The sequence below is a fragment of the Streptomyces sp. NPDC046915 genome (genome assembly GCF_040644935.1).
GTDB lineage: Bacteria > Actinomycetota > Actinomycetes > Streptomycetales > Streptomycetaceae > Streptomyces.
On the sequence record NZ_JBEYXB010000017.1, the window covers coordinates 1 to 24,950 of the forward strand.

Annotated in this window: 25 protein-coding genes and 5 tRNA genes; 18 read left to right on the plus strand and 12 right to left on the minus strand. The window is 70.0% G+C overall.

Annotated features, from left to right (window positions below; genetic code table 11):
* Positions 1–882 (plus strand): carboxyl transferase domain-containing protein (locus tag ABZ915_RS34805; protein ID WP_361811587.1); only part of this gene is annotated, 882 nt, incomplete at its 5' end.
* Positions 883–939: 57 nt separating this feature from the next.
* On the plus strand, positions 940–1,131 hold the full coding sequence (locus ABZ915_RS34810; protein WP_355941144.1) for an acyl-CoA carboxylase subunit epsilon: 192 nt from the start codon (positions 940–942) through the stop codon (positions 1,129–1,131).
* Positions 1,132–1,257: 126 nt separating this feature from the next.
* On the opposite strand, the gene ABZ915_RS34815 is transcribed toward ABZ915_RS34810, so the two are convergent.
* From ABZ915_RS34815 to ABZ915_RS34850, 8 genes are all read right to left on the minus strand, one after another.
* Positions 1,258–1,839, minus strand: coding sequence for an ATP/GTP-binding protein (locus tag ABZ915_RS34815; RefSeq protein ID WP_361447334.1), 582 nt, complete (start codon positions 1,837–1,839; stop codon positions 1,258–1,260).
* Positions 1,820–2,389, minus strand: coding sequence for a DUF742 domain-containing protein (locus tag ABZ915_RS34820; protein WP_361811591.1), 570 nt, complete (start codon positions 2,387–2,389; stop codon positions 1,820–1,822). The genes ABZ915_RS34815 and ABZ915_RS34820 overlap by 20 nt, the downstream gene beginning before the upstream one ends.
* A gap of 96 nt (positions 2,390–2,485) precedes the next feature.
* Positions 2,486–2,899 carry a roadblock/LC7 domain-containing protein gene (locus tag ABZ915_RS34825; RefSeq protein ID WP_037625176.1) on the minus strand — a complete coding sequence of 138 codons (414 nt, stop codon included), beginning with the start codon at positions 2,897–2,899 and terminating at the stop codon, positions 2,486–2,488.
* Between the two features lie 10 nt (positions 2,900–2,909).
* Positions 2,910–6,188: a nitrate- and nitrite sensing domain-containing protein gene (locus tag ABZ915_RS34830; protein WP_361811594.1), complete on the minus strand. Its 3,279-nt coding sequence runs from the start codon at positions 6,186–6,188 to the stop codon at positions 2,910–2,912.
* Positions 6,189–6,566: 378 nt separating this feature from the next.
* The gene (locus ABZ915_RS34835; protein WP_030793795.1) at positions 6,567–7,142 is read right to left on the minus strand and encodes an ATP/GTP-binding protein; all 576 of its coding nucleotides are present in this window, start codon (positions 7,140–7,142) and stop codon (positions 6,567–6,569) included.
* Positions 7,123–7,521: a DUF742 domain-containing protein gene (locus tag ABZ915_RS34840; RefSeq protein WP_019058642.1), complete on the minus strand. Its 399-nt coding sequence runs from the start codon at positions 7,519–7,521 to the stop codon at positions 7,123–7,125. The genes ABZ915_RS34835 and ABZ915_RS34840 overlap by 20 nt, the downstream gene beginning before the upstream one ends.
* Positions 7,522–7,632: 111 nt before the next feature.
* Positions 7,633–8,046: a roadblock/LC7 domain-containing protein gene (locus tag ABZ915_RS34845; RefSeq protein ID WP_037654657.1), complete on the minus strand. Its 414-nt coding sequence runs from the start codon at positions 8,044–8,046 to the stop codon at positions 7,633–7,635.
* Positions 8,047–8,055: 9 nt separating this feature from the next.
* Positions 8,056–11,832, minus strand: a complete 3,777-nt coding sequence (locus ABZ915_RS34850) for a nitrate- and nitrite sensing domain-containing protein (RefSeq protein WP_361811598.1) — start codon at positions 11,830–11,832, stop codon at positions 8,056–8,058.
* Positions 11,833–12,394: 562 nt separating this feature from the next.
* Here ABZ915_RS34850 and ABZ915_RS34855 point away from each other — a divergent pair.
* The 9 genes from ABZ915_RS34855 (at position 12,395) to ABZ915_RS34895 (ending at position 16,410) form a co-directional block, all read left to right on the plus strand.
* Positions 12,395–12,583 carry a hypothetical protein gene (locus ABZ915_RS34855; RefSeq protein WP_361811600.1) on the plus strand — a complete coding sequence of 63 codons (189 nt, stop codon included), beginning with the start codon at positions 12,395–12,397 and terminating at the stop codon, positions 12,581–12,583.
* 168 nt (positions 12,584–12,751) lie between these two features.
* Positions 12,752–13,537 (plus strand): fumarylacetoacetate hydrolase family protein, encoded by a 786-nt coding sequence (locus ABZ915_RS34860; RefSeq protein WP_361811603.1) that lies wholly within the window; start codon positions 12,752–12,754, stop codon positions 13,535–13,537.
* The gene (gltX, locus tag ABZ915_RS34865; protein WP_361811606.1) at positions 13,530–15,014 is read left to right on the plus strand and encodes a glutamate--tRNA ligase; all 1,485 of its coding nucleotides are present in this window, start codon (positions 13,530–13,532) and stop codon (positions 15,012–15,014) included. Before ABZ915_RS34860 ends, gltX begins: the two co-directional genes overlap by 8 nt.
* Before the next feature lie 95 nt (positions 15,015–15,109).
* Positions 15,110–15,841 (plus strand): HAD family hydrolase, encoded by a 732-nt coding sequence (locus ABZ915_RS34870; RefSeq protein ID WP_361811609.1) that lies wholly within the window; start codon positions 15,110–15,112, stop codon positions 15,839–15,841.
* 91 nt (positions 15,842–15,932) lie between these two features.
* Positions 15,933–16,004 (plus strand) — tRNA-Gln (locus tag ABZ915_RS34875).
* A 21-nt stretch (positions 16,005–16,025) separates the two neighbouring features.
* Positions 16,026–16,098: transfer RNA gene (locus ABZ915_RS34880), tRNA-Glu, on the plus strand.
* Between the two features lie 29 nt (positions 16,099–16,127).
* Positions 16,128–16,200: transfer RNA gene (locus tag ABZ915_RS34885), tRNA-Glu, on the plus strand.
* Between the two features lie 21 nt (positions 16,201–16,221).
* A tRNA-Gln gene (locus ABZ915_RS34890) sits at positions 16,222–16,293 on the plus strand.
* Between the two features lie 44 nt (positions 16,294–16,337).
* A tRNA-Glu gene (locus tag ABZ915_RS34895) sits at positions 16,338–16,410 on the plus strand.
* 52 nt (positions 16,411–16,462) lie between these two features.
* Here the strand turns inward: ABZ915_RS34895 and ABZ915_RS34900 are convergent.
* Positions 16,463–17,107 carry a MerR family transcriptional regulator gene (locus ABZ915_RS34900; RefSeq protein ID WP_361811612.1) on the minus strand — a complete coding sequence of 215 codons (645 nt, stop codon included), beginning with the start codon at positions 17,105–17,107 and terminating at the stop codon, positions 16,463–16,465.
* A gap of 80 nt (positions 17,108–17,187) precedes the next feature.
* Between ABZ915_RS34900 and ABZ915_RS34905 the strand changes: the two genes are divergently transcribed.
* Positions 17,188–17,712, plus strand: coding sequence for a DUF4188 domain-containing protein (locus ABZ915_RS34905; protein ID WP_361811615.1), 525 nt, complete (start codon positions 17,188–17,190; stop codon positions 17,710–17,712).
* Positions 17,713–17,780: 68 nt separating this feature from the next.
* On the opposite strand, the gene ndgR is transcribed toward ABZ915_RS34905, so the two are convergent.
* Positions 17,781–18,497 (minus strand): IclR family transcriptional regulator NdgR, encoded by a 717-nt coding sequence (gene ndgR / locus ABZ915_RS34910; RefSeq protein WP_123973900.1) that lies wholly within the window; start codon positions 18,495–18,497, stop codon positions 17,781–17,783.
* A 189-nt stretch (positions 18,498–18,686) separates the two neighbouring features.
* Between ndgR and leuC the strand changes: the two genes are divergently transcribed.
* From leuC to ABZ915_RS34930, 4 genes are all read left to right on the plus strand, one after another.
* Positions 18,687–20,114 (plus strand): 3-isopropylmalate dehydratase large subunit, encoded by a 1,428-nt coding sequence (leuC, locus tag ABZ915_RS34915; protein ID WP_361811618.1) that lies wholly within the window; start codon positions 18,687–18,689, stop codon positions 20,112–20,114.
* 6 nt (positions 20,115–20,120) lie between these two features.
* A complete protein-coding gene (gene leuD / locus ABZ915_RS34920; RefSeq protein ID WP_361811621.1) occupies positions 20,121–20,714 on the plus strand; it encodes a 3-isopropylmalate dehydratase small subunit in 594 nt (197 codons plus the stop codon).
* A gap of 260 nt (positions 20,715–20,974) precedes the next feature.
* Positions 20,975–21,205: a hypothetical protein gene (locus tag ABZ915_RS34925; RefSeq protein ID WP_361811624.1), complete on the plus strand. Its 231-nt coding sequence runs from the start codon at positions 20,975–20,977 to the stop codon at positions 21,203–21,205.
* A gap of 138 nt (positions 21,206–21,343) precedes the next feature.
* Positions 21,344–21,997, plus strand: coding sequence for an HU family DNA-binding protein (locus ABZ915_RS34930; protein WP_361811627.1), 654 nt, complete (start codon positions 21,344–21,346; stop codon positions 21,995–21,997).
* Between the two features lie 69 nt (positions 21,998–22,066).
* On the opposite strand, the gene ABZ915_RS34935 is transcribed toward ABZ915_RS34930, so the two are convergent.
* Together ABZ915_RS34935 and cofC are read right to left on the minus strand one after the other, a co-directional pair.
* A complete protein-coding gene (locus ABZ915_RS34935) occupies positions 22,067–22,291 on the minus strand; it encodes a hypothetical protein (RefSeq protein ID WP_361811629.1) in 225 nt (74 codons plus the stop codon).
* A gap of 9 nt (positions 22,292–22,300) precedes the next feature.
* A complete protein-coding gene (gene cofC, locus ABZ915_RS34940) occupies positions 22,301–22,939 on the minus strand; it encodes a 2-phospho-L-lactate guanylyltransferase (protein ID WP_361811632.1) in 639 nt (212 codons plus the stop codon).
* Between the two features lie 197 nt (positions 22,940–23,136).
* On the opposite strand from cofC, the gene ABZ915_RS34945 reads away from it, so the two are divergent.
* Both ABZ915_RS34945 and ABZ915_RS34950 read left to right on the plus strand, forming a co-directional pair.
* The gene (locus ABZ915_RS34945) at positions 23,137–23,901 is read left to right on the plus strand and encodes a lysophospholipid acyltransferase family protein (RefSeq protein WP_361811635.1); all 765 of its coding nucleotides are present in this window, start codon (positions 23,137–23,139) and stop codon (positions 23,899–23,901) included.
* Positions 23,898–24,908, plus strand: coding sequence for an NAD(P)H-dependent glycerol-3-phosphate dehydrogenase (locus ABZ915_RS34950; protein ID WP_361811638.1), 1,011 nt, complete (start codon positions 23,898–23,900; stop codon positions 24,906–24,908). The genes ABZ915_RS34945 and ABZ915_RS34950 overlap by 4 nt, the downstream gene beginning before the upstream one ends.
* The last annotated feature ends 42 nt before the right edge of the window (positions 24,909–24,950 follow it).

Consider the following 24,950-nt stretch of genomic DNA (forward strand, 5'->3'; position numbering starts at 1 on the left):
GGCGTCTGCCACTTCGCGTACGACGACGAGGAGACCTGCATCGCCGAGGTGCGCTACCTCCTCTCGCTGCTCCCGCAGAACAACCGCGAGAACCCGCCAAGGGCGGAGGCCACGGACCCGGCGGAGCGTCGCTCGGACGTCCTGCTGGACCTGGTCCCGGCGGACGGCAACCGGCCGTACGACATGGTCAAGGTCATCGAGGAGATCGTCGACGACGGCGACTACCTCGAGGTCCACGAGCGCTGGGCCCGCAACATCATCTGCGCCCTGGCCCGCCTCGACGGCCAGGTGGTCGGCATCATCGCCAACCAGCCGCAGGTGCTCGCGGGCGTCCTGGACATCGAGGCGAGTGAAAAAGCTGCGCGCTTTGTCCAAATGTGTGACGCTTTCAATATCCCGATCGTCACTTTCCTGGACGTCCCGGGGTTCCTCCCCGGTGTCGACCAGGAGCACGGCGGAATCATCCGGCACGGCGCGAAGCTGCTGTACGCCTACTGCAACGCGACCGTGCCGAGGATCTCGCTGATCCTGCGCAAGGCGTACGGAGGTGCCTACATCGTCATGGACAGCCAGTCCATCGGGGCCGACCTCACCTACGCCTGGCCGACGAACGAGATCGCCGTGATGGGCGCGGAGGGCGCGGCCAACGTCATCTTCCGCCGCCAGATCGCGGGCGCCGAGGACCCCGAGGCCATGCGGCAGAAGATGGTCAAGGAGTACAAGGCCGAGCTGATGCACCCCTACTACGCGGCCGAGCGCGGCCTCGTCGACGACGTCATCGACCCGGCCGAGACCCGCGAGGTGCTCATCCGGTCCCTGGCGATGCTGCACACCAAGCACGCCGACCTCCCCTCCCGCAAGCACGGCAACCCCCCGCAGTAACCCTGCGGAACCTCCGCGGTACCGCCGCGGAAACCTCATCCACGGAGACTGACACCCATGGACAACGCTGAGATCCGCGTCGAGAAGGGCCACGCCGAGCCCGAGGAGGTCGCCGCCATCACGGCCGTCCTCCTGGCCCGTGCGGCGGCCGCCCCGTCGGCCCCCGCGCACCGCGCCCGCCCGAAGGCCGGCTGGCGCCGCCTGGAGCGCGAGCCCGGCTTCCGCGCCCCGCACAGCTGGCACGGCTAGGCTGCGCCGCTCGAACGTAGGAAAAGGGGCCCCTCTGCCAAGAGGGGCCCCTTTTCCCGTGCTGCGCCATATGGATGGGCGGGCCCTCCCCGGTGGGAGGGCCCGCCCATCCATATGGCGTAACGGCTAGCGGAGCCGTGCCATCAGCGCGTGCTCCACGAGAGTGATCAGCGCCGACTTGGCGTCCGAGCGGTGGCGGGCGTCGGTCGTGATGATCGGCGTGTCGGGGCCGATCTGGAGCGCCTCGCGGACCTCGTCCGGGTTGTACGGCTGGTTGCCGTCGAAGCCGTTGAGGGCGATGACGAAGGGGAGACCCGAGTTCTCGAAGTAGTCGACCGCGGGGAAGCAGTCGGCGAGACGGCGGGTGTCCACCAGGACGATCGCGCCGATGGCGCCGCGGACCAGGTCGTCCCACATGAACCAGAAGCGGTCCTGACCGGGGGTGCCGAACAGGTACAGGATCAGGTCCTGGTCCAAGGTGATACGACCGAAGTCCATGGCGACCGTGGTGGTCTTCTTGTCCCCGGTGTGGGTGAGGTCGTCGATGCCTGCCGAAGCGGACGTCATGACGGCCTCTGTGCGCAGCGGGTTGATCTCCGAAACAGCCCCGACGAACGTGGTCTTGCCCACGCCGAAGCCGCCCGCCACCACAATCTTCGCGGAGGTGGTGGAGCGGGAAGGACCGCCGCTAGAGCTTGCGAAGTCCACTGAGCACCCTTTCGAGCAGTGTCACGTCTGGCTGGCCGCCGGCGCTCTCGTCGCCGCCGGGCTGATGGATGGCGACCAGGCCCGCCTCCGCCAAGTCGGCGACGAGGATCCTGGCCACGCCGAGAGGGATTGTCAGGAGGGCCGAGATCTCGGCTACCGACTTGATCTCACGGCAGAGGTGGCAGATCCGCTGATGCTCGGGCAGCTGGCCCTGCATCTGGTGCGGCTGCGCGGTGGTGTGCACCAGTGCCTCGATGGCGAGCTGGTACCGCGGGCGCGTCCGGCCGCCGGTCATGGCGTACGGGCGCACCAAGGGGTTGTTCGACGCCCCGGCGGGCGCCGGCTCGGGGCGACGCTGCGGCTGCACCGGCTGGATGCGCGGCGCGGGCGGCTGGTCGTACGGCGACGGGCCGGGGCCCTGTGGCGCGTACGGCTGCCGGTGGCTGGGGGCGGAGGGGAAGTTGTACCGGTTCGCGGAACCGTCGCCCTGGCCCTGTGCGGGACCGTACGACCAGTTGCCCGAATTGGAACCGCCTGGGGGTGTTGCCACTTTCTCTCCTCCTCCGACCGTGCCGGGCACCCATCCCTGTGGAGCCGCGTCCCGAAACCTTACGGCCCCGGGACGCGAAAACGCACCGTCTGATAGTTAGTTGAGAAGGCTTCCCTGGAGTTCCGCACGCAGATCCGGGGTAAGAACCGTGCCTGCGCGATCCACCAGGAGCGCCATTTCGTACCCGATGAGGCCGATGTCCGCCTCCGGGTGTGCCAGGACCGCCAGCGAGGAACCGTCGGAAATGGACATGAGGAACAGGAATCCCCGCTCCATCTCCACAACCGTCTGATTCACGTGGCCGCCCTCGAAGATCCGGGAGGCGCCTGCCGTCAGAGACGTCAGACCGGAGGCGACGGCCGCGAGCTGGTCGGCGCGGTCGCGGGGGAAGCCTTCGGACATCGCCAGAAGGAGTCCGTCGGCGGAGACCACCACCGTGTGGGACACCCCCGGGGTGTTGTCCACGAAGTTGGTGATCAACCAGTTCAGGTTCTGTGCCGCCTGGCTCATCGGGCTCACACTAACGCTCCTGGTTGTAGGTGCTGTCAGGGCCGAAGCCCTGGCCGTTCGTTTCACTGCCTGCGTTGCGTCCGCGCTGGACGCCTCGACGCAGGTTGCTCAGCCTGCCCCGGACGTCCTCCGGGGCGCGGGAGACCTGTGGGCCTCCCTGAGGGGTGGTTTCGGCGGCGCCCTCGACCAGGTTGGCCTTGGGCACGCGCCGCGGCAGACCGGACGAGGTGACCCCGCCTGCCTTGGGCTTCCGGAGCTGCGAGGCCTGCTGCCACCGCTGGTCGTTCGCCGAACGCCAGTCGCTGCCGCCGTCGCTCTCCGGTGCGGGAGCCGACGTTTCCCGGCTCATGGGCCGCGCACCGTTCGAGCCGTTCGTTCCGCTCGCGATGGATCCGCGGCGGGGCAGCCCGGCGTCGGTCAGTGTGTGACCGGCGGTGGAGGTCGGTCCCGGACGGTCGAAGCCTACGCGGTCCCGCTCGTTCACGTCACCGGCCTGCGCGGATTCCGCTTCCGGAGCGTACTGGGCCGGGTACCCGTTCTGGAAACCGTCCTGCTGCGGCCAGTCGTCCTGGTAGGGCTTCTCTTCGTAGGCCGGGTAGGACTCGGAGGCGGCGGCGTGCGCGGCCGTGTGCTCCTCCTGGACCGGTTCCGCATACGTGGGCTCCGGGTAGCCGCCGACCGACGAGAAGGCGTCGTTCTGCGGCCGGCCGCCGTTCGGCGCGTAGTACTGCTCGTCGTACGCGGGCTGCTGCGGCTGGTCGTAGGCCGTCTGCTGCGGCTCGGCGTAAGGCGCCTGCTGCTGCTCCTGGTACGCCTGCTGCGGGTCGTAGGCCGCGGGCTGCTCCTGGTAGCCGGTACGGCTGCCGTCGTAGCCCTGGGCATCGAACTCGTCGGCGTACGCGGGGGTCTCGGGGGCCTCCCGGGGGGCCTCGATCTCCTGCGGGCCGTGGTTCTGGGACTCCAGGGCCGCGCGGCGCTCCTCGCGCATCAGCGAGCGGCCGACGGGGTCCAGGTCCCGGATGTCGTCGGGGACGTCGACGTAGCGGCTGTCGTCGAAGCCGAGCTCGGCCGCCGTGCGCATCGGCTGGAGCTGCTGCTGGTTGAAGTTCTCGCCCTGGAGCTGCTGCCGCTCCGGGATGATCTGGGAGACCGTGAACTCGTCGCGGTCCAGCGCCTGCTCGCCGCCACCGCCGTGCGTGATCGCGTCCGGCAGCATGACCAGCGAGGTCGTACCGGCCTGCTCGCCGGAGGGACGCAGCTGGACGCGGATGCCGTGCCGGTCGGACAGCCGGCCGACCACGAACAGGCCCATGCGCTGGGAGATCGCGGCGTCCACGGTCGGCGGGTTGGCCAGCTTGTGGTTGATGTCCGCGAAGTCCTCGGCCGTCAGGCCGATGCCCTTGTCGTGGATCTCGATCATGATGCGGCCGTCGGGGAGACGGGTCGCGGTGACGCGGACCTTGGTCTGCGGGGAGGAGAACGTGGTGGCGTTCTCCAGGAGCTCGGCGAGCAGGTGCACGAGGTCGGTCACGGCGCGGCCGTGGATCTCGGCCTCCGGGACGCCGGAGAGTTCGATGCGCTCGTACTGCTCCACCTCGGAGGAGGCGGCGCGCAGCACGTCGACCAGCGGGACCGGCTGGTCCCAGCGGCGGCCGGGCTCCTCGCCGGCGAGGACCAGGAGGTTCTCGCCGTTGCGGCGCATACGGGTCGCGAGGTGGTCCAGCTTGAAGAGGTTCTCCAGCTGGTCCGGGTCGGCCTCGTTGTTCTCCAGGTCGGTGATCAGGCTCAGCTGGCCCTCGATCAGCGACTGGTTGCGGCGCGACAGGTTGGTGAAGATCGCGTTGATGTTGCCCCGCAGCAGGGCCTGCTCGGCGGCGAGCCGGACGGCCTCCCGGTGGACCTGGTCGAAGGCGCGGGCGACCTCGCCGATCTCGTCCCGGGTGTTGATCGGGATGGGCGCGACGCGGGTGTCCACGCGGCCGGGGTCGGTGCGGGAGAGCTGGTCGACCAGCATCGGCAGGCGCTGCTCGGCGATGCCGAAGGCGGCGTTGCGCAGCTGGCGCATCGAGCGGCTCATCTGGCGGGCCACCATGCCGGCCAGGATGAACGCGGCGAGCAGGGCGACCACGACCGCGGCACCGGTGATGATGGCGGAGGTCTTGGCGTCGTCGGAGATGTTCGAGGCCTCGTTCACCGCCTTTTCCGCCATGTCCGACTCGATCTGGCGGTAGGCGTTGTACTTGAGCGTGTTGACCGCCCACCAGTTCTGCGCGGTGATGCCCTTCTGGGCGAGTCCGGCGCGCGTGGTGGTGCTGGTGTCCGGGAGGGTCGCCAGGGCCGAGACCATCGTGGTCGGCTTGGACGGCGGCGCCACGTAGTTCGGGTCCTTGCCCTTGGCCTGCTCGGCCATCGCGACGCCGTCGGACTTGATCTTGGCCTCGTAGTCCTTCAGCTTCTTCGCGTCGGCCGCGGTGCCACCGCCCGTGTACTCCTCGACGGCGATCCGCTCGAGGTAGGCGTACGAGGAGAGAGAGACACGCTGGGTGGCGAGGTTCCCGGCGTCCGGGCCGGGCTTGATCAGCAGGTGCATGCCGATCGAGCGCTCCAGCGACAGCGCCGCCTTGGTCAGCGAGATGGCGTAGACGGTGCGGCCGTAGGAGGTGATGTTGCCGGTGCCCAGGCCGAGCTCGTTGGCGAACTCCATCAGCGGGTGGCTGACGTCGACGTAACCCTCTTCGGTCTGTACGCCGGTCACCTTGGAGGAGTAGGCGGCCGCGCGCAGTTTCTGGAGCTTGGGCTCCGCCGCGCGGAACAGCTTCAGCCGGCGCTTCAGGCCGGCGTCGTCCGGCATGTCCTGGGCGGCGGCGTCGAACGCGTCGGCGGCGTCGTCCGTCTTCTTGCGGATCGCGGTGACCGTGCTGTTGTTCTGGCCCTTGCCCTGGAGCAGCGGGGCCGCAGTGATGTCACGTTCGTTCTCGAGGGCGTCGGCGTAGGCGAGGGAAGCGCGGACCAGGCGGGCGGTGTGCTCCGCGTCCTGGGCCTCCTGCCAGGTGTCGATCGAGCTCTTCACCTGGAAGCCGCCCATGATGAGGCCGACGACCACGGGTATGAGCAGGATCGCGTTCAGACGGGTCGGCACCCGCCAGTTGCGTGGGGAGAATCGGCCGCCGCTCTTGGCGGGGGCGGCCGCCGGTTCCGCACCGGGCACCGGGGTGGGCGCCACAGCGCGCGGCGGCGGGGTGAAGTTGCCCCGCGCCGACGGCTCGGGACCGTTCTTGCTTCGCCTCACTCGACCAACAACCTCTCGGCGGCGGGCACCTACGTCGTGCCGCAGTCTCTCAGAACCCGGTGTGTCATAGACCACTAGGGAGTACGTCTTTGACTATTGGGCAGTTCAGGCATTCCAGCACGTGGGCCTGCGCACTTCCAAACAGTGGAAACCTCTGATTCGGAGTGATGTAAGCCCCAGATAAAACGGTCATAAAGAGCGAGCCCCGCCAAAAGGCGGGGCTTTTGTGCGCGTAGCGGTACCGCCTGACCGCGACGCGTGGCGATACCACCCGATTCCTCTGCCGAAACGTTATGAACACCGGAGCCGACCGTGTCAAAGGCCACAGTCGGCTCCGGTGTGATTACGACAACTGCCGTACGGCACTCCAGACTTGATCTACCTCAGGCGTGCCATCAGGGCGTGCTCCACCAGCGTGATCAGCGCACTCTTGGCATCGGAGCGGTGCCGGGCGTCCGTGGTGATGATCGGGGTGTCCGGTCCGATCTGGAGCGCCTCGCGTACTTCCTCGGGCTGGTAGGGCTGCTGTCCGTCGAAGCCGTTGAGCGCCACGACGAACGGCAGGCCGCTGTTCTCGAAGTAGTCCACGGCCGGGAAGCAGTCGGCCAGGCGCCGGGTGTCCACGAGCACGACCGCGCCGATGGCGCCGCGGACCAGGTCGTCCCACATGAACCAGAAGCGGTCCTGGCCCGGCGTACCGAAGAGGTACAGGATCAGGTCCTGGTCGAGCGTGATGCGGCCGAAGTCCATGGCGACCGTGGTGGTCGTCTTGTCCCCGGTGTGGGTGAGGTCGTCGATGCCCGCGCTCGCGGACGTCATCACGGCCTCCGTGCGCAGCGGGTTGATCTCCGAGACGGCGCCGACGAACGTGGTCTTGCCCACGCCGAAGCCACCCGCCACCACGATCTTCGCGGAGGTGGTCGCCCGGCCCCCGTCAGAGCTTGCGAAGTCCACTGAGCACCCTTTCGAGCAGCGTCACATCCGGTGCGCCACCGTTGTTCTCGTCGCCGCCCGGCTGGTGGATGGCCACCAGGCCGGCCTCGGCGAGGTCCGCGACGAGGATCCGCGCCACACCCAGCGGCATGGCGAGCAGCGCCGAGACCTCGGCGACCGACTTCACCTCGCGGCACAGATGGCAGATCCGCTGGTGCTCCGGGAGCAGTCCCATGAGCGCTGCCGGGTCGGCCGTGGTGCTGATCAGCGCCTCGATGGCGAGCTGATAGCGCGGCCGGGTCCGGCCACCGGTCATCGCGTACGGACGTACCAGCGGCTGGTCGCCCTCGTCCCCGTACGGCTCGGCGTACGGATCATGAGAGGCGGTGGGCGGGGTCATGAATCCTCCGGGCGGGACAGCAAGTCGGTCGGGCAAGCCGTCTGACGGGGCCGGTGGGGGGATTGTGGCGGCCGGACGGTGATTTGGTGATGTGGGTGGTACCGGAGCCGATCAGTGGAGCAGACTGCCCTGTAGTTCGGCGCGCAGGTCGGGCGTGAGCACCGCGCCCGCGCGGTCGACGAGCAGCGCCATCTCGTAGCCGACGAGGCCGATGTCGCACTCGGGGTGGGCCAGGACGGCGAGGGACGACCCGTCCGAGATGGACATGAGGAAGAGGAAACCGCGCTCCATCTCGACGACCGTCTGCGCCACGGTGCCACCCTCGAAGATCCGGGAGGCCCCGGCGGTCAGCGAGGTGAGCCCGGACGCGACGGCCGCCAGCTGGTCGGCGCGGTCACGCGGGAAGCCTTCGGACATCGCCAGAAGGAGACCGTCGGCGGACACGACGACGGTGTGGGACACCCCGGGGGTGTTGTCCACGAAGTTGGTGATCAACCAGTTGAGGTTCTGTGCCGCCTGGCTCATCGGGCTCAACTAACGCTCCTGCTGGTGAGTGGGGCTCGGGAAGCTGCCGGTCTGACCGTTGCCGGCCTGACGACCCTGCGCGATACCCCGACGGAGATTGGTCAGCCGGCCGCGTACGTCGTCAGGCGCACGCGAGACCTGCGGACCGGTTTGGTGCTGTTGCTGCTGAGCCGTGCCCGGGACGAGGTTGGCCCGGGGCACCCGGCGCGGCAGGCCGGAAGTGGTGACGCCGCCCGCTGCCGGCTGCCGGACGCGCTCTGCCTGCCGGACGAGTTCGTCGTTCGGCGAGGTGCGCCAGGAGCCTGCGGCGGGACGCTGTGCGGCCGCCGGAGCGGCGGGAGCGGGAGCCTGCGGCTGCTGCGGTGCGGGAGCCGGAGCCGAGCCGTTGCTCTGCTGCGGTTCCTGCTGTCCACCCTGACCGCCGCCTTGGCCACCGCGGAACCAGTTGGTCTCCAGGGTGTCGTACAGCGGTGTACGACCGTCCCCGGGACCGCTGGCCGGCGGCAGGGCCTCGGGCGCCTGCCGGACCGGACGCTGCTGCTGCGGAGCCGGCGGGCGCGGCGCGCCGAAGTCGGCGCCCCGGCCGTCCGTCTGCGGCCGCTCGAACTGGCCGGTGCCGGAGCCGTTGTGGCGGCCGGGCAGGGAGTGCTGCCCGGTGGTGGACCCACCGTCGAAGTTCGGGGTGGCGAACTGGCCGGTGGAGTTGTTGTCGTAGCCCGGCGCGGCGAACTGGCCGGTGGAGCCGGCGTCGTAGGCCTGCGGGGCGGCGAACTGGCCCGTGCCCGAGCTGTTCGGCTGCCCGGTGGGGGCGTCGAACACGTCGGAGCGGACGAACGAGCCCGTGTTCTGGGAGCCGTTGACGCCGTTCAGGTCCGGGCGGGGGAACTCACCCGTGGCGGCCGGACCCTGCCGGTCGTCGATCCGGGGTATCTCGGCGGTCGCACCGGGACCGTGCCGGTCGTCGATGCGCGGCATCTGTGAGGTCTGCGCCGGATCCTGCTCGTCGTGGCCGCGCGGGGCGTCCAGCGAGGCGCGCGACTGCGGTGTCCGGCCGGTCTCGTCGCCCCAGCTCGGCGTGCGCTGCTGCGGGTTGCCGCCGGGCAGCTCGGCCCGCGGTCCGCCACGCGGCGGGAGCTGGGGCTGACGGCCCTGGTCGGAGGCGTTGTTGCCGTTGTTGCCGCGCTGAGGGGTCACGGGGCCGCGGTTGCCGAAGGCGTCCTGCTGCGGGGCGCCGGGGCCCGCGGCCTGCATGCCCTGCGGGGCACCCGGGGCCTGCCCGCCGAAGCCGCCCGCACCCGCGCCGGCCGGAGCCGGCCGGCCCTGCTGGGGTCCACGCGGTGTGAGCCCGCCGAGCCCGCCGGTACGGCCGCCCTGACCTGCGCCGGGCAGTGCCGCCCGCGGACCCTGACCCGCACCGACCTGGCCACGCGCGCCGGGAGCGGCACCCAGGCGTCCGCCGCCCGAGGGCGCACCGCCGCCGAGGGCGCCACCGGGCGCACCCGCGCCGAGTGAACCGCCGTTGCCCTGGGCGTTGTTGCGCCGGGCCGCGGCCGCACCGGCGGCGGCCTGCGCGGCGGCCGGACCGCCGGAGGACGCACCGGGCTTGCCGGGAGCGGGCTTCTTGCCGCCCTGGGCGACGTCCACGGGGAGCATGACCAGCGCGGTCGTGCCACCGGAGTCGGACGGGCGGAGCTGGATGCGGATGCCGTGGCGCTGCGACAGCCGGCCGACCACGAACAGACCCATGCGGCGGGACACCGAGACGTCCACGGTGGGCGGCGAGGCGAGCCGCTCGTTGATCGCCGCGAGGTCCTCGGGGGACAGGCCGATACCGGTGTCGTGGATCTCGATCAGCACGCGGCCGTCGGGCAGCGCGTGACCGGTGACCTTGACCTTGGTCTGCGGCGAGGAGAAGGAGGTGGCGTTCTCGAGCAGCTCGGCGAGGAGGTGTACGAGGTCGTTGACGACGCGGCCGGCGACCTCGGTGGTCGGCACCGCGGCCAGCTCGATGCGCTCGTACTGCTCCACCTCGGACGCGGCGGCGCGGAGCACGTCGACCAGCGGGACCGGGCGGGTCCAGCGGCGGCCGGGCTCCTCACCGGCGAGGACGAGGAGGTTTTCGCCGTTACGGCGCATACGGGTCGCGAGGTGGTCCAGCTTGAACAGCGAGGACAGCTGGTCAGGGTCGGCCTCGCGGGACTCCAGTTCGGAGATGAGCGACAGCTGACGCTGGATGAGGCCCTGGGAGCGGCGCGAGAGGTTGGTGAACATCGCGTTGACGTTGCCCCGCAGCAGGGCCTGCTCGGCGGCGAGGCGGACCGCCTCGCGGTGCACGTCGTCGAAGGCCGCGGCCACCTGGCCGATCTCGTCCTTGGAGTGCACACCGACCGACTCCACGGACGTGTCGACGTCCTGCGGGTCGGACTCGGACAGCTGCTTGACCAGCTCGGGCAGACGGTCCTGGGCGACCTTGGTGGCGGTCTCCTGGAGGCGGCGCAGGGAGCGGATCATGGAGCGGGCCACGACGAAGGCGCCGACCAGGGAGACGCCGAGCACCAGCAGGATCAGCGCACCGGAGATGATCGCCTCGCTCTCCGAGGCGGAGCGCAGCTCGCGGGCCTTCTGCTCCATGTCCTCGAGCAGCGTGTGCTCGATCTTCTTCATCTGCTCGATCTTGGTCGTGCTCTCGTCGACCCAGTCGCGGTAGGACCGCTTCTGGAGTTCGGCGAGTCCGTCGGCGCTGCTCAGGGCGCGGTTGGCGTAGGTGTCCGCGGACTCGATGGTCGCGTTGCCCTCGTCGATGGGCTTCAGGAGCTCCTCGGGGTTCTGGTCCGAGTAGATCTTCCTGAAGATGGTGAGCTCGGACTCCTCGCTGCTCTGCGCCGACTGCGCGTAGAGCCGGTCGTTGTCGGAGAGGTGACCGGCGGTCGTGGTGGTCTCGGGCAGGGCCGCGGCGATGACGGCGCGCTGCACGGACGCGTACTCCTTGGCGGTGGAGAACGCCGCCAGGGCGCGGGTGCGCGAGATCATCTCGGGGTTGCTGGACGCCTCCGCCATGTCCTGCGACAGGTCGATCAGCTGGGTGATCAGGCGGTGGTACGACTCGACCGTCTGCGTGGAGTTGTTCTTCGACTGGTACGCGGACTTGCGGATCTTGGCCAGGTCGTCCAGCTGCCCGGCGATGCCGACGAGGGAGTCGCGGACGCCCTGGAGCTGGCCGTTCTTGCTGGCGTCGTCGATCTGCTCCGAGGCGTCCTCGAAGTTCGCCTTGGCGTCATCGGTCTTCGTCCACAGGCCCTTGACCGTGTAGTCGCTGGTGGTGCTGGCGCCGTGCGCCAGCGGACCCGCGGACTGGTCGCGCTCGTCCTGGAGCGCCTGGGCAAGCTCGGTGGCCTGCTTGGTCATGTCCGTCAGCAGCTTCATGTTGTCGAGCTGCTGGATGTCGTCGACGTTCTGGCTGATGCGCAGCGCGCCGAGCGAGGTCGCGGCGACCACGGGGAGCGCGAGCAGCGACACCAGGCGCGTGGAGATGCGCCAGTTGCGCAGGGCTACGCGCGAGCCGGGCCCCGTCGGGCCGCCGGCGGCCTTGACCTTGGGAGCGGGGCTCGGAGGCCCCGAAGGCGCCGACGCGCCGGGGCGCCCGGGGCGCTCACCGCCATCGCCGGACGGGGCCGGGCCCGGGTTCTGGGCGTGCTGGGGCGAGGAGCTGCCATTGCTGGGGGCAGTCCCGCCATGCGGCTCCGGCTCGGCCGAAGCACTGCCATCCCTCTTGAAACGTCCCTGCACTAGCGTCGCAACCTCTGGACCAGGCACCCCTCCGCGTGAACGGAAGGACACGGTGTCGGCGTTGTGGGGAACGCCCTGAAAACGCCCCCCTGGGTGGTCTTGAGTGACCGGCGCTGGCTCCCCCTATCTCGCCGCCACTCGGCGCTGTGTCGCGCCCCCTGTGCGCCGGCTCGATCCTGCGGCGGTCCGTGAGATTCCAGCACAGTGCAGGATCTCCAACAAGAGCCGGAGCCGAGCTGTGACCTCCGTGACAGCATGTGAGTGACGCATTACGAACCGTGGACGCCGTTCTCGTGCAAAACGGACTTATTCCAGCGAGTCGCCGGGATAGCGCCGGTGTCCCAGTCGCCATGATCAGGAGCGGAATGGTGGCTTCGGGGAGCCAATGTCCGTTTCAGCGTTGTCGCGCGCAGGCCGGAATTGACCGGATTGTCTCCACGCTCGTGAGCAAACTCACACACTGATCACGAGTACTTCGCGACTCCGTTGGGGAATCGCGTGTTTAGCCTGGCGCTTTACAAATGCGGCAACAACGACAACAAGAACAGGGCGTACGACAACCGTGAAAACGACGATGCTGTTCCGCACCATAGCCAACCCGCGGCGCACGACTCTGGCGCACCTCGAGGACGCCGACGAACTGCAGACCGCGGAGCAGCCGGAGCACTCCGTCGAACTGCCGGCCCAGACCGCCAACCCCAGGCGCACCATCCTCATCGAGGTCCCGGTCGGGGCCTCCGTCGCGGAGTAGTACGCACCCGGTCCGCCGGATGCTCAGCCGCGGCCCTGCGAACTCGGGGCGCCCCGCCACCAGGGGCGCCCTTCGTGATGCGCGAGGTCCCGAGCCTCTTCCGCGTTAGCCTGGAGCCTCAGACTCCAGCCGGCTCGGCCACCGAAACTTAAGGGGCGCAAGGATCCCGTGCGCATCGCCAGATTCTCCATCGACGGGAACGTCGCCTTCGGCGCGGTCGAGGGCGACAAGCAGGACGAACTCGTCCTCGACATCATCAAGGGCATCCCGTTCGCGGACTACGAGCTCTCCGGCACGAAGGTCCCCGTCAGCAAGGTCAGGCTGCTGCCGCCGGTGCTCCCCAACAAGGTCGTGGCCTTCGGCCGCAACTACGCCGAGCACGCGCGCGAACTCGGCAACGAGGTACCCGACGCCCCGTTCGCCTTCTTCAAGCCCTCCACCTCGGTGATCGGCCCCGGCGACGACATCCAGTACCCGCCCTTCTCCCAGGAACTGCACCACGAGGCCGAGCTGGCCGTGGTGATCGGCCGCATGTGCCGTGAGGTACCCCGAGAGCGCGTCCAGGACGTGATCCTCGGCTACACCTGCGCCAACGACGTCACCGCCCGCGACGTCCAGAAGCGGGAGAAGCAGTGGGCCCGGGCCAAGGGCTTCGACACCTCCTGCCCGCTCGGCCCCTGGGTCGAGACCGACCTGGACCTCGCCACCGCGTCCGACCTGACCGTCCAGCTCACGGTCAACGGCGAACAGCGCCAGCTGGGCCGGACGTCCGAGATGATCCACTCCATCGAGGACCTGGTCGTCAACATCACCGAGGCCATGACGCTGCTCCCCGGCGACGTGATCCTCACCGGCACCCCGGCAGGGGTCGGCCCCCTGAACGTCGGCGACGAGGTCGCCGTCACCATCGAAGGCATCGGCACTCTCACCAACAAGGTTGTCAAGCGTGGCTAGCGCACCCGCCTCCCCCGTTCGCGTCCGTTTCTGTCCCTCGCCCACCGGTAACCCCCATGTGGGCCTGGTCCGCACCGCCCTGTTCAACTGGGCGTTCGCCAGGCACCACCAGGGCACTCTGGTCTTCCGCATCGAGGACACCGACGCCGCCCGTGACTCCGAGGAGTCGTACGACCAGCTGCTCGACGCGATGCGCTGGCTGGGCTTCGACTGGGACGAGGGCCCCGAGGTCGGCGGCCCGCACGCGCCGTACCGCCAGTCGCAGCGCATGGACCTCTACAAGGACGTCGCCGCCAAACTGCTCGACGCCGGCCACGCCTACCACTGCTACTGCTCCCAGGAGGAGCTGGACAGCCGTCGCGAGGCCGCCCGCGCCGCCGGCAAGCCCTCTGGCTACGACGGCCACTGCCGCGACCTGAGCGCCGAGCAGGTCGAGGAGTACCGGGCCCAGAACCGCGCCCCGATCGTCCGCTTCCGCATGCCCGACGAGACGATCACCTTCACCGACCTGGTCCGCGGCGAGCTGACGTTCACGCCCGAGAACGTCCCGGACTACGGCATCGTCCGCGCGAACGGCGCCCCGCTGTACACGCTGGTCAACCCGGTCGACGACGCCCTGATGGAGATCACCCACGTCCTGCGCGGCGAGGACCTGCTCTCCTCCACCCCGCGCCAGGTCGCCCTGTACAAGGCGCTGACCGAGCTGGGCATCGCCAAGCAGACCCCGGCCTTCGGTCACCTGCCGTACGTGATGGGCGAGGGCAACAAGAAGCTCTCCAAGCGCGACCCGCAGGCGTCCCTCAACCTCTACCGGGAGCGCGGCTTCCTCCCCGAGGGCCTGCTCAACTACCTCTCGCTGCTCGGCTGGTCCCTCTCGGCCGACCAGGACATCTTCACGATCGACGAGATGATCGCGGCCTTCGACATCAAGGACGTGAACCCCAACCCGGCCCGCTTCGACCTGAAGAAGGCCGAGGCGGTCAACGCCGACCACATCCGCCTGCTGGACGTGAAGGACTTCACGGAGCGCTGCCGCCCGTGGCTCCAGCCGCCGTTCGCCCCCTGGGCGCCGGAGGACTTCGACGAGGCGAAGTGGCAGGCGGTCGCCCCGCACGCGCAGACCCGCCTCAAGGTCCTGTCGGAGATCACCGACAACGTCGACTTCCTCTTCCTCTCCGAGCCGGTCTTCGACGAGGCGAGCTGGACGAAGGCGATGAAGGAGGGTTCCGACGCCCTGCTCCGCACGGCCCGCGAGAAGCTCGAGTCGGCCGACTGGACCTCGGCGGAGTCCCTGAAGGAGGCCGTCCTGGCCGCCGGCGAGGCCCACGGCCTCAAGCTCGGCAAGGCCCAGGCGCCCGTCCGCGTGGCCGTCACCGGCCGCACCGTCGGCCTGCCCCTCTTCGAGTCCCTGGAGATCCTGGGCAAGGAGAAGACGCTGGCCCGCGTCGACGCGGCGCTGGCGAAGCTCTCGGCCTAGGCGGCGTACCCGTGAGGGGCGGCACCCGGAGCTCCGGGTGCCGCCCCTCGGCGCATTCCGGCCCGCGCACCCCGCCCCCGGGTTACCGTCGGGGCATGAGCATCCACGCCGTGGTCTGGGACGTCGACGACACCCTCTTCGACTACACGACCGCGGACCGCATCGGTATGCGGGACCATCTCGCGGCCGAGGGGCTGCTCCTCGGGTACGCGAGCCCGGAGGAGGCCGTCCTGCGGTGGCGGGAGATCACCGACCAACAGTGGGCACGCTTCTCGGCGGGTGAGCTCTCGTTCGAGGCCCAGCGCCAGGAGCGCGTACGGGTCTTCCTCGGCCAGGGGCTGACCGACGCCGAGGCCGATGCCTGGTTCCGGCGTTACGTCGCTCACTACGAGGCGGCCTGGGCCCTCTTCCCGGACGTGCTGCCCGTCCTCGACGCCCTCGCCGCCAGCCACCGGCACGCGGTGCTGTCCAACTCGAGCATCCACGTCCAGGAGCGCAAGCTGCGCACCCTGGGGGTGCGTGACCGTTTCGAGGCCGTCCTGTGCGCCGCCGAGCTCGGTGTCTCCAAGCCGGAGGCCCGGGCGTTCCTCGCGGCCTGCGAGGCGCTCGGTCTGCCCCCGCACGAGGTGGCGTACGTCGGCGACCACCCGGAGATCGACGGCCGGGGCGCGGCGGAGGCGGGGCTGCGGTCCGTGTGGATCGACCGTGCCGGTGCGTGGGCCGGCGGCGACGGCCCCGCCGGGCGCCACCGGATCGAGTCCCTCGCCGAACTACCCGCGCTGCTCGCTCCGGATAGTCGTTTTGGAGCCCCGTCCACCTTCAGGTAATGTTCTTCCTGCGCCGCCGAGGAGCGGGCCGAAAGGCCAGAACCCGGAGGAGCGAACTAGAACAAAGTCCCCTCAGGGGCTTGCGTTCCAGTGGCCTATGGTGTAATTGGCAGCACGACTGATTCTGGTTCAGTTAGTCTTGGTTCGAGTCCAGGTAGGCCAGCTCGCAGAGCTCATCTGCAACGCCCCCGTTGTGTAGCGGCCTAGCACGCTGCCCTCTCAAGGCAGTAGCGCCGGTTCGAATCCGGTCGGGGGTACTGATCCTGATCCTGTCGGGATCGCTAGGGCCCCCGTTGTGTAGCGGCCTAGCACGCCGCCCTCTCAAGGCGGTAGCGCCGGTTCGAATCCGGTCGGGGGTACTGACTGGTCTAAGCCATCATTGGTCTATGGTGTAATTGGCAGCACGACTGATTCTGGTTCAGTTAGTCTTGGTTCGAGTCCAGGTAGACCAGCTCGGATCTGCGGCGGTGTAGTTTTAAACGCTCGTAAGATCCTCGCCCCCGTTGTGTAGCGGCCTAGCACGCCGCCCTCTCAAGGCGGTAGCGCCGGTTCGAATCCGGTCGGGGGTACGACACGAAGGCCTCTCGCTGCGGCGAGGGGCCTTCGCCGTTTCCCGGCGGCTCACTCGAAGCCGTAACGCCGTGCCGACTCCTCCTCCTGGGCCAGCCGGTGCAGGGCCCGCAGCACCGGCTCGTTGAGGATCGCCCCCAGGACCGCGGTCTCCGCCTTCTCCGCCTCCGACGGATGGGTCTCCACGAAGTCCAGGTCGAGCACGGCCGCCTGGTGCATCAACCGGGCGTAGGGCGCGAGCAGTTCGGCCCCCCAGTCGTAGCCGAGCCGCCGGAACGCGGCCACGCCGACCACCAGTGAGCGGTAGGCGGGGGAGATGGTGGTCAGCGCCTTCGCGTTCGTCCAGCCCAGGGTCTCCAGCAGCTCGGCCACCTCCCGGTGCGCGGCCTGGACGTACTCGTCCTCCTCGTCCGGCTCCGGCACCTGCGGCAACGCCCACAGCGCCGCGCCCAGGCGGATCGTCCGGCCCAGCGAGTCGTCGTCGACGTGCCCGAGCACCTCCCGGACCGTCGCCACCGGGAGCCGGCCCACCTGGATCATCGCGCGGACCAGACGGAGCCTGCGCAGGTGCTCGTCGTCGTACTCGGCCGTGGTCGTGTTGACCTGCCGGCCCGACGGCAACAGCCCTTCGCGCAGGTAGTACTTGATCGTCGCGGTGGACACACCGCTGCGTCTGCTCAACTCGGCGAGCCGCATGTCTTGCGCTCCTTATTGGATAACGGCACTATCCAAACACGGGCACTCGGATAGTGCCGCTCACCGACGAGGGAGGCGTCATGTTCCGGAATCGGATCACCGCGGGCCGAACCACCGCGGCGGCCGAGGGCGATGTGGTGGTGCTGCTGATCGGCATGCGGGTCAACCGCTTCTGGGCGGTGCACCAGTGGGTGCCGGTCATGCGGGCGATGCTCCGCATGCTGCGCGAACTGGAGCGGGCCCCGGAGCGCGGCCTGCTCGGCCGCGTCCTGCTCACGGCATCGCCGCGGACCTACTACGTCGTCCAGTACTGGGAGTCGAAGGAGCGGCTCTACGCGTACGCGAGCGCGCCCGACGCCTTCCATCACCAGGTCTGGGCACTGATCAACCGCAAGGAGCGGGACGGGAAGGTGCGCGGACACGTCGGTATCTGGCACGAGACCTACGTCGTGCCGGAGGGGTCCTACGAGTCGATCTACGGAGACATGCCCGCGTTCGGGCTCGCCGCCGCGCACGGGCAGGTGCCGGTGGAGCGGCGGGGGAGGCGGGCGAAGGACCGGTTCGCGCACCGGTCGGAGAAGGCGACGGCGTCGCGCGACGCGTGAGACGGGCGGGGGCGGGCCTGCCGCGGCGTTGAGGCGGGCCCGGCCGTCCGGTCACATGCCGCGGGCGGTCAGCCCGAGCGGCGCAGGGCCTCGGAGAGGCGAGCGGCGGCGTCGATGACCGCCTGGGCGTGCATACGGCCCGGGTGGCGCGTCAGGCGCTCGATGGGGCCGGAGACGGAGACCGCGGCCACCACGCGGTTGGAGGGGCCGCGCACGGGCGCGGAGACGGAGGCCACGCCGGGCTCGCGCTCGCCGATGGACTGGGCCCAGCCGCGCCGCCGTACGCCCGACAGGGCCGTCGCCGTGAAGCGGGCGCCCTGGAGGCCGCGGTGCAGGCGCTCGGGCTCCTCCCAGGCCATCAGGATCTGTGCCGAGGAGCCGGCCTTCATGGTCAGCGTGGAGCCGACCGGGACCGTGTCCCGCAGGCCGGACAGGCGTTCCGCCGCGGCCACGCAGATGCGCATGTCACCCTGGCGACGGTAGAGCTGCGCGCTCTCGCCGGTGATGTCCCTGAGGTGCGTGAGCACCGGCCCCGCCGTGGCCAGCAGGCGGTCCTCGCCCGCCGCCGCGGCCAGCTCGGCCAGGCGCGGGCCGAGAATGAAACGGCCCTGCATGTCGCGCGCCACCATGCGGTGGTGTTCCAATGCCACGGCCAGCCGGTGGGCCGTGGGTCGTGCCAGTCCGGTGGCCCCGACCAGACCCGCGAGGGTGGCCGGACCGGACTCCAGAGCGCTCAGGACAAGGGCTGCCTTGTCCAGAACGCCGACGCCGCTACTGTTGTCCATGCAACGATACTCGCGTCTCACTCTGTGAAACGCAAGTTCAATTTTCCGTGGACTGCGACACCCTTGAACACACAACGGCCCGCGGACCAACGGGCCCGGCGGCGGACGCCCGTATCTGGGGCGCGGGCAAGCCGCCTCCTCAAGATCTCTAGTTGGGCCGGCTCACCTTTGCCGGCCGGAGGGAAAGCGATGGGTAGGACACTCGCGGAGAAGGTCTGGGACGACCACGTCGTCCGGCGCGCCGAGGGCGAGCCCGACCTCCTCTTCATCGATCTGCACCTGCTGCACGAGGTGACCAGCCCGCAGGCCTTCGACGGCCTCAGGCAGAACGGCCGCCCGGTGCGCCGCCTCGACCTCACCATCGCGACCGAGGACCACAACACCCCGACCCTCGACATCGACAAGCCCATCGCGGACCCGGTCTCCCGAGCCCAGCTGGAGACGCTGCGCAAGAACTGCGCCGAGTTCGGCGTCCGGCTGCACCCGCTGGGCGACGTCGAGCAGGGCGTCGTGCACGTGGTCGGCCCGCAGCTCGGCCTGACCCAGCCCGGCACCACGGTCGTCTGCGGCGACTCGCACACCTCCACGCACGGCGCCTTCGGCGCGCTGGCGTTCGGCATCGGCACCTCCCAGGTCGAGCACGTGCTGGCCACCCAGACGCTGCCGCTGGCCCGCCCGAAGACCATGGCGATCACGGTCGACGGCGAGCTGCCCGAGGGCGTCACGGCCAAGGACCTGATCCTGGCGATCATCGCCAGGATCGGTACGGGCGGCGGCCAGGGCTACATCCTGGAGTACCGCGGCTCCGCCGTCGAGAAGCTCTCGATGGAGGCCCGGATGACCATCTGCAACATGTCGATCGAGGCCGGCGCCCGCGCGGGCATGATCGCCCCGGACGAGACCACCTTCGAGTACCTCAAGGGCCGCCCGCACGCCCCCGAGGGCGAGGACTGGGACGCGGCCGTCGCGTACTGGAAGACGCTGAGGACCGACGAGGACGCCGAGTTCGACGCCGAGGTCGTCATCGACGCCGGTGAACTGTCGCCGTTCGTCACCTGGGGCACCAACCCCGGCCAGGGCGCGCCGCTTTCGGCATCCGTCCCCGACCCCGCTTCGTACGAAGACGCTTCGGAGCGCCTCTCCGCCGAAAAGGCCCTGGAATACATGGGGTTGGAGGCCGGCCAGCCGCTGCGCTCCATCAAGGTGGACACCGTCTTCGTAGGTTCCTGCACCAACGGCCGCATCGAGGACCTGCGGGCCGCCGCCGATCTCCTGCGGAGCCGCAAAGTCGCCGACGGCGTACGGATGCTGGTCGTCCCCGGCTCCGCGCGGGTCGGTCTCCAGGCCGTCTCCGAGGGCCTGGACGTGGTCTTCAAGGAGGCCGGCGCCGAGTGGCGGCACGCGGGCTGCTCGATGTGTCTGGGCATGAACCCCGACCAGCTGGCCCCGGGCGAGCGCTCCGCCTCCACCTCCAACCGCAACTTCGAGGGCAGGCAGGGCAAGGGCGGCCGTACGCACCTGGTGTCGCCGCAGGTCGCGGCCGCGACGGCCGTCCTGGGTCACCTGGCGTCCCCCGCCGACCTGTCCGCCGACACCCCCGCGCCCGCTGGAGTCTGATCAGTCATGGAAGCATTCACCACCCACACCGGCCGGGCCGTCCCGCTGCGCCGCAGCAACGTCGACACCGACCAGATCATCCCTGCTCACTGGCTCAAGAAGGTGACCCGGGACGGGTTCGAGGACGGGCTGTTCGAGGCCTGGCGCAAGGACCCGGAGTTCGTGCTCAACCGCCCCGAGCGGCAGGGCGCGACCGTCCTCGTGGCCGGCCCCGACTTCGGTACCGGCTCCTCCCGTGAGCACGCCGTCTGGGCGCTCCAGAACTACGGCTTCAAGACGGTGATCTCCTCCCGTTTCGCCGACATCTTCCGCGGCAACTCGCTGAAGAACGGGCTGCTCACGGTGGTCCTGGACCAGAAGGTCGTGGACGCGCTGTGGGAGCTGACCGAGCAGGACCCCACTGCTGAGGTCACTGTGGACCTTGAGGCGCGTGAGGTGCGGGCCGCGGGCATCACCGCCTCCTTCGAGCTGGACGAGAACTCCCGCTGGCGGCTGCTGAACGGACTGGACGACATCTCCATCACGCTCCAGAACGAGGCCGACATCGCCGAGTACGAGACCAAGCGCCCGTCGTACAAGCCGCGGACGCTTCAGGTCTGAACCAACTGAAGAGGTCGACTTTCGGCCACCGCAACACCCCGGCTGTACCCCCGATCACCACGATTGGGGGTACAGCCTTTTCTGCACCCGAACGGCCCCGCGCCGCTCCGATCCGGTGGTCAACTTCCCGCGTTAAGAAGGTGGTTGCCGGGGTACGCGTCGTGTGGGACCGCGACCTCCGGGCGAGCCAGGAAGCCCTTCCTGGGCGGCAGTTGCACCCTGGGCAGGCGACAACTCGCCCCAGATGGCACAATCTGTGCATGGAACACGACGGCCAACTCGAGCTCTATGCGGCGGTCGCGAGCCAACTCAAAGAAGCGCACTCAAGGGTGCGCGCACTGCAAGTCCCGGAGGGCGTACGGATGGCGCTGACCCGGAAGCTGCTGGTCATTACGGCCGCGGCCAAGCACGATCTCGCCGACGCGGCAAGGCGGCTCGATCGGTTCATCGCGGACCTCGACGAGGGGCGCATCCCCGAAGAGGGCCGCTGAACAAGATCAGAACTCGCCGAGTCCGTTGCGGCACAAGGGTGATTAGCCCGTTTCGTGTTTGATTTGCGGTATATATCTGCCTAACGTGCGAAAAAGCTTGAACACTTTCGTTCTGGCGATGTCTCCGAAGGGGAAGACGTGAACAAGGCGCAGCTCGTAGAAGCGATTGCCGACAAGATGGGTGGCCGCCAGCAGGCCGCCGAGGCTGTCGACGCGGTCCTGGACGCCATCGTCCGAGCGGTGGTCGGCGGAGACCGGGTCTCGGTCACCGGCTTCGGGTCCTTCGAGAAGGTGGACCGCCCCGCCCGCTACGCCCGCAACCCGCAGACGGGCGAGCGGGTTCGTGTCAAGAAGACCTCTGTGCCGCGCTTCCGTGCCGGTCAGGGCTTCAAGGACCTGGTGAGCGGCTCGAAGAAGCTGCCGCGCGGCGGCGAGGTGTCCGTCAAGAAGGCGCCGAAGGGCAGCCTGACCGGCGGTGCCGCCGCGACGGTGAAGAAGGCCGCCGCCAAGAAGACCACGGCCAAGAAGGCCGCGGCGGCGGCGAAGAAGACCACGGCGAGGAAGACGACGGCTGCCGCGAAGAAGACCACGGCCGCCGCCAAGAAGGCCACCGCGAAGAAGGCGACCGCCAAGACCACTGCCGCGGCCGCCAAGAAGACGACGGGCACCAAGGCCGCCGCCAAGAAGACCACGGCCAAGAGCGCTCCGGCCAAGAAGGCCACGGCCAAGAAGGCCCCGGCCAAGAAGTCGTCCGCGCGCAAGACCACCGCCAAGAAGGCCACCGCCCGCTGAGGCGCAAGGGCGAAGGGCACTCACACGCCGGGCCGGACTCCCCTCGGGAGCCCGGCCCGCGGCGCGTTCTCAGAAGGTCTGGAGCGTCACCAGGGTGATCCGCAGGTCCGCTCCCGCGCCCTGCGGCGACTTCGCCGCCGGCTCCGTCTCGATCCGCACCCGCTGCCCCGGCCGCAGCAGCCGCAGCCCGCCCGCGTCGAACGCCGGTGCGTCGAAGGCCACCGGGGTGCCGTCGTCGAGCAGTACCTGCCCGCTGCGGGTCTCGGGGTCGTACGTGTACGCGGTCGCCTGCATACCGGCAGCCTACTGCCCCGGAATCAGCAGCCGCGCGGTCGCCGCCGCCGTGCGCGGGCCCACCCCGAGGGCCAGGGCCGCCCGCAGGTCCTCGCCGGTGTCCACGTCCTGGCGTACCGAATCCACCGCGTCGAGCAGGAGTTCCGCGGCGCCGGACGCCCGGTGCCGGGCGCGGGAATCGGGGCCGAAAGCCGGACACAATTCCCGGTCGGCGGCTGCGGCCAGCAGGGTGGTGCCGACTTCGGCCGCATCGGGGAGGAAAGCGCGGGGGAATTCCGCCGCCGCCGACAGGACCCGGGACAATTCCAGCGGCCGCAGGGCCGGCAGATCGGCGTTCACGGCCGCGAGCGGGCTTTCCGGACGCGATGCCCGTACGACCGCGGCGGCGTGCCTCAGGGCGGCGTTCAGGCCGCTTCCCGGCTCGTCGGGGACGATGCGGGCGCCCAGCGCGGCCAGCTCACGGCCGGCCAGGGCGTCGCTGGTGACGACTGCCACATCCGCCACCGCGGGACAGGCGAGCGCGGCGGCCACCGTGTCCTGGGCGAACGCGAGGGCCAGCCCCGGGCGCAGCCCGTCGGCAGCGGTGTCCGCCAGCCTGCTCTTGGCCCGATGAAGGGGCTTGAGGGGTATGACCAAGGTCCACTGCACCGACGTACCGTCCCTTACTCGTTGCGCCCATTGTCCCCCGGGGCTCGCCGCACGCCGGGTATCGGCGGGGGTGCGAAGCCCCACCGAGGACGGGGGCGGGCGTACGGTGTCCTCGACAGACCGGCGGTCTGGGGCGACACTTGTGCGGCTCCCCGGCCCTGGTGGCAGCCCTAGAGGCCCTAGAGGAAGGTGTCCGCGTGCCCCGCCGCAGAATCGGCTTCTGGTACCGCTTCGCCGCGGTGATCTGCAAACCGCCCCTGGCGATTGTGATCAAGCGGGACTGGCGTGGAATGGAGCACATTCCGGCCGAGGGTGGTTTTATCACCGCGGTGAACCACAATTCCCATGTGGATCCCTTCGCGTATGCGCACTATCAGTACAACACCGGACGGGTGCCGCGATTCCTGGCGAAGAGCGGTCTTTTCAAGAAGGGATTCGTCGGCGCCATGATGCGCGGCACCGGCCAGATCCCCGTCTACCGCGAGTCCACCGACGCGCTCAGCGCCTTCCGGGCCGCGATCGACGCCGTGGAGCGTGGTGAGTGCGTCGCCTTCTACCCCGAGGGCACCCTCACCCGCGACCCGAACGGCTGGCCCATGACCGGCAAGACCGGCGCCGCGCGTGTGGCGCTCCAGACCAAGTGCCCGGTCATTCCGGTCGCCCAGTGGGGCTGCAACGAACTGCTTCCGCCGTACGCCAAGAAGCCCCACCTCCTGCCGCGCAAGACCCACCGTGTGCTGGCCGGCCAGCCGGTGGACCTCTCGCGCTTCTACGACAAGGAGATGACCGCGGACCTCCTGAAGGAGGCCACCGAGGTCATCATGGAGGCCATCACCCGCCTGCTGGAGGAGATCCGCGGCGAGAAGGCCCCTCAGGCGCCCTACGACCCCCAGCGTGAGCGGATCGAGCAGCGGCGCCGGACGCGGGCGCAGAGCGGCCAGGAAGAGGAGAGCGCCAAGTGAGCGAGTCGGTCAAGGCGGCGGTCTTCAGTGCCGGTTCGTGGGGCACGGCCTTCGGGATGGTGCTCGCCGACGCCGGCTGCGAGGTCACGCTGTGGGCCCGCCGTGCCGAGGTCGCGGACGCCATCAACTCCACCCGGACCAACCCCGACTACCTGGCGGGCGTGGAGCTCCCGGAGAACCTGCGGGCCACCACGGACGCGGCCGAGGCCCTCGCGGGCGCGGACTTCACGGTCCTGTCGGTGCCCTCCCAGACCCTGCGCGACAACCTCGCCGAGTGGGCGCCGCTGCTCGCCCCCCGCACCGTCCTCGTCTCCCTCATGAAGGGCGTCGAACTCGGTTCCGCCATGCGGATGAGCGAGGTCATCGAGGACGTCGCCAAGGTCGGCCGGGAGCGTGTCGCCGTGGTCACCGGGCCCAACCTGGCCCGCGAGATCGCCGCCCGCATGCCCGCCGCGGCCGTGGTCGCCTGCACCGACGAGACGGTCGCGCGGCGGCTCCAGGCCGCCTGCCACACGCCGTACTTCCGCCCTTACACCAACACCGACGTGGTGGGCTGCGAACTCGGCGGCGCGGTCAAGAACGTCATCGGCCTGGCGGTCGGCATCGCCGACGGGATGGGCCTGGGGGACAACGCCAAGGGCTCGCTCATCACCCGCGGGCTCGCCGAGACCACCCGGCTCGGGCTGGCCCTGGGCGCCGACCCGCTGACCTTCTCCGGCCTCGCCGGCCTGGGCGACCTGGTGGCCACCTGCTCCTCGCCGCTGTCCCGCAACCACACCTTCGGCACCAACCTCGGCAAGGGCATGACCCTCCAGGAGACCATCGCGGTCACCAAGCAGACCGCGGAGGGCGTCAAGTCCTGCGAGTCCGTGCTGGATCTGGCCCGCCGGCACGGCGTCGACATGCCGCTCACCGAGACGGTCGTCGGCATCGTGCACGAGGGCAAGCCGCCGGTGGTCGCCCTGAAGGAGCTGATGTCGCGCAGCGCGAAGCCCGAACGACGCTGAGCGACGCCGCGCTCTTCCCGGCCCGCCGACGCTGTCTCGGGG

Coding starts and splice junctions, on each gene's coding strand:
- ABZ915_RS34900 (WP_361811612.1), bottom strand. CDS start 17,107: ATGCGGCTCGCCGAGTTGAGCAGACGCAGCGGTGTGTCCACCGCGACG.
- ABZ915_RS34840 (WP_019058642.1), bottom strand. CDS start 7,521: ATGACCCCGCCCACCGCCTCTCATGATCCGTACGCCGAGCCGTACGGG.
- ABZ915_RS34845 (WP_037654657.1), bottom strand. CDS start 8,046: ATGAGCCAGGCGGCACAGAACCTCAACTGGTTGATCACCAACTTCGTG.
- leuD (WP_361811621.1), top strand. CDS start 20,121: ATGGAAGCATTCACCACCCACACCGGCCGGGCCGTCCCGCTGCGCCGC.
- ABZ915_RS34825 (WP_037625176.1), bottom strand. CDS start 2,899: ATGAGCCAGGCGGCACAGAACCTGAACTGGTTGATCACCAACTTCGTG.
- ABZ915_RS34935 (WP_361811629.1), bottom strand. CDS start 22,291: ATGCAGGCGACCGCGTACACGTACGACCCCGAGACCCGCAGCGGGCAG.
- leuC (WP_361811618.1), top strand. CDS start 18,687: ATGGGTAGGACACTCGCGGAGAAGGTCTGGGACGACCACGTCGTCCGG.
- ndgR (WP_123973900.1), bottom strand. CDS start 18,497: ATGGACAACAGTAGCGGCGTCGGCGTTCTGGACAAGGCAGCCCTTGTC.
- ABZ915_RS34905 (WP_361811615.1), top strand. CDS start 17,188: ATGTTCCGGAATCGGATCACCGCGGGCCGAACCACCGCGGCGGCCGAG.
- ABZ915_RS34870 (WP_361811609.1), top strand. CDS start 15,110: ATGAGCATCCACGCCGTGGTCTGGGACGTCGACGACACCCTCTTCGAC.
- ABZ915_RS34925 (WP_361811624.1), top strand. CDS start 20,975: ATGGAACACGACGGCCAACTCGAGCTCTATGCGGCGGTCGCGAGCCAA.
- ABZ915_RS34810 (WP_355941144.1), top strand. CDS start 940: ATGGACAACGCTGAGATCCGCGTCGAGAAGGGCCACGCCGAGCCCGAG.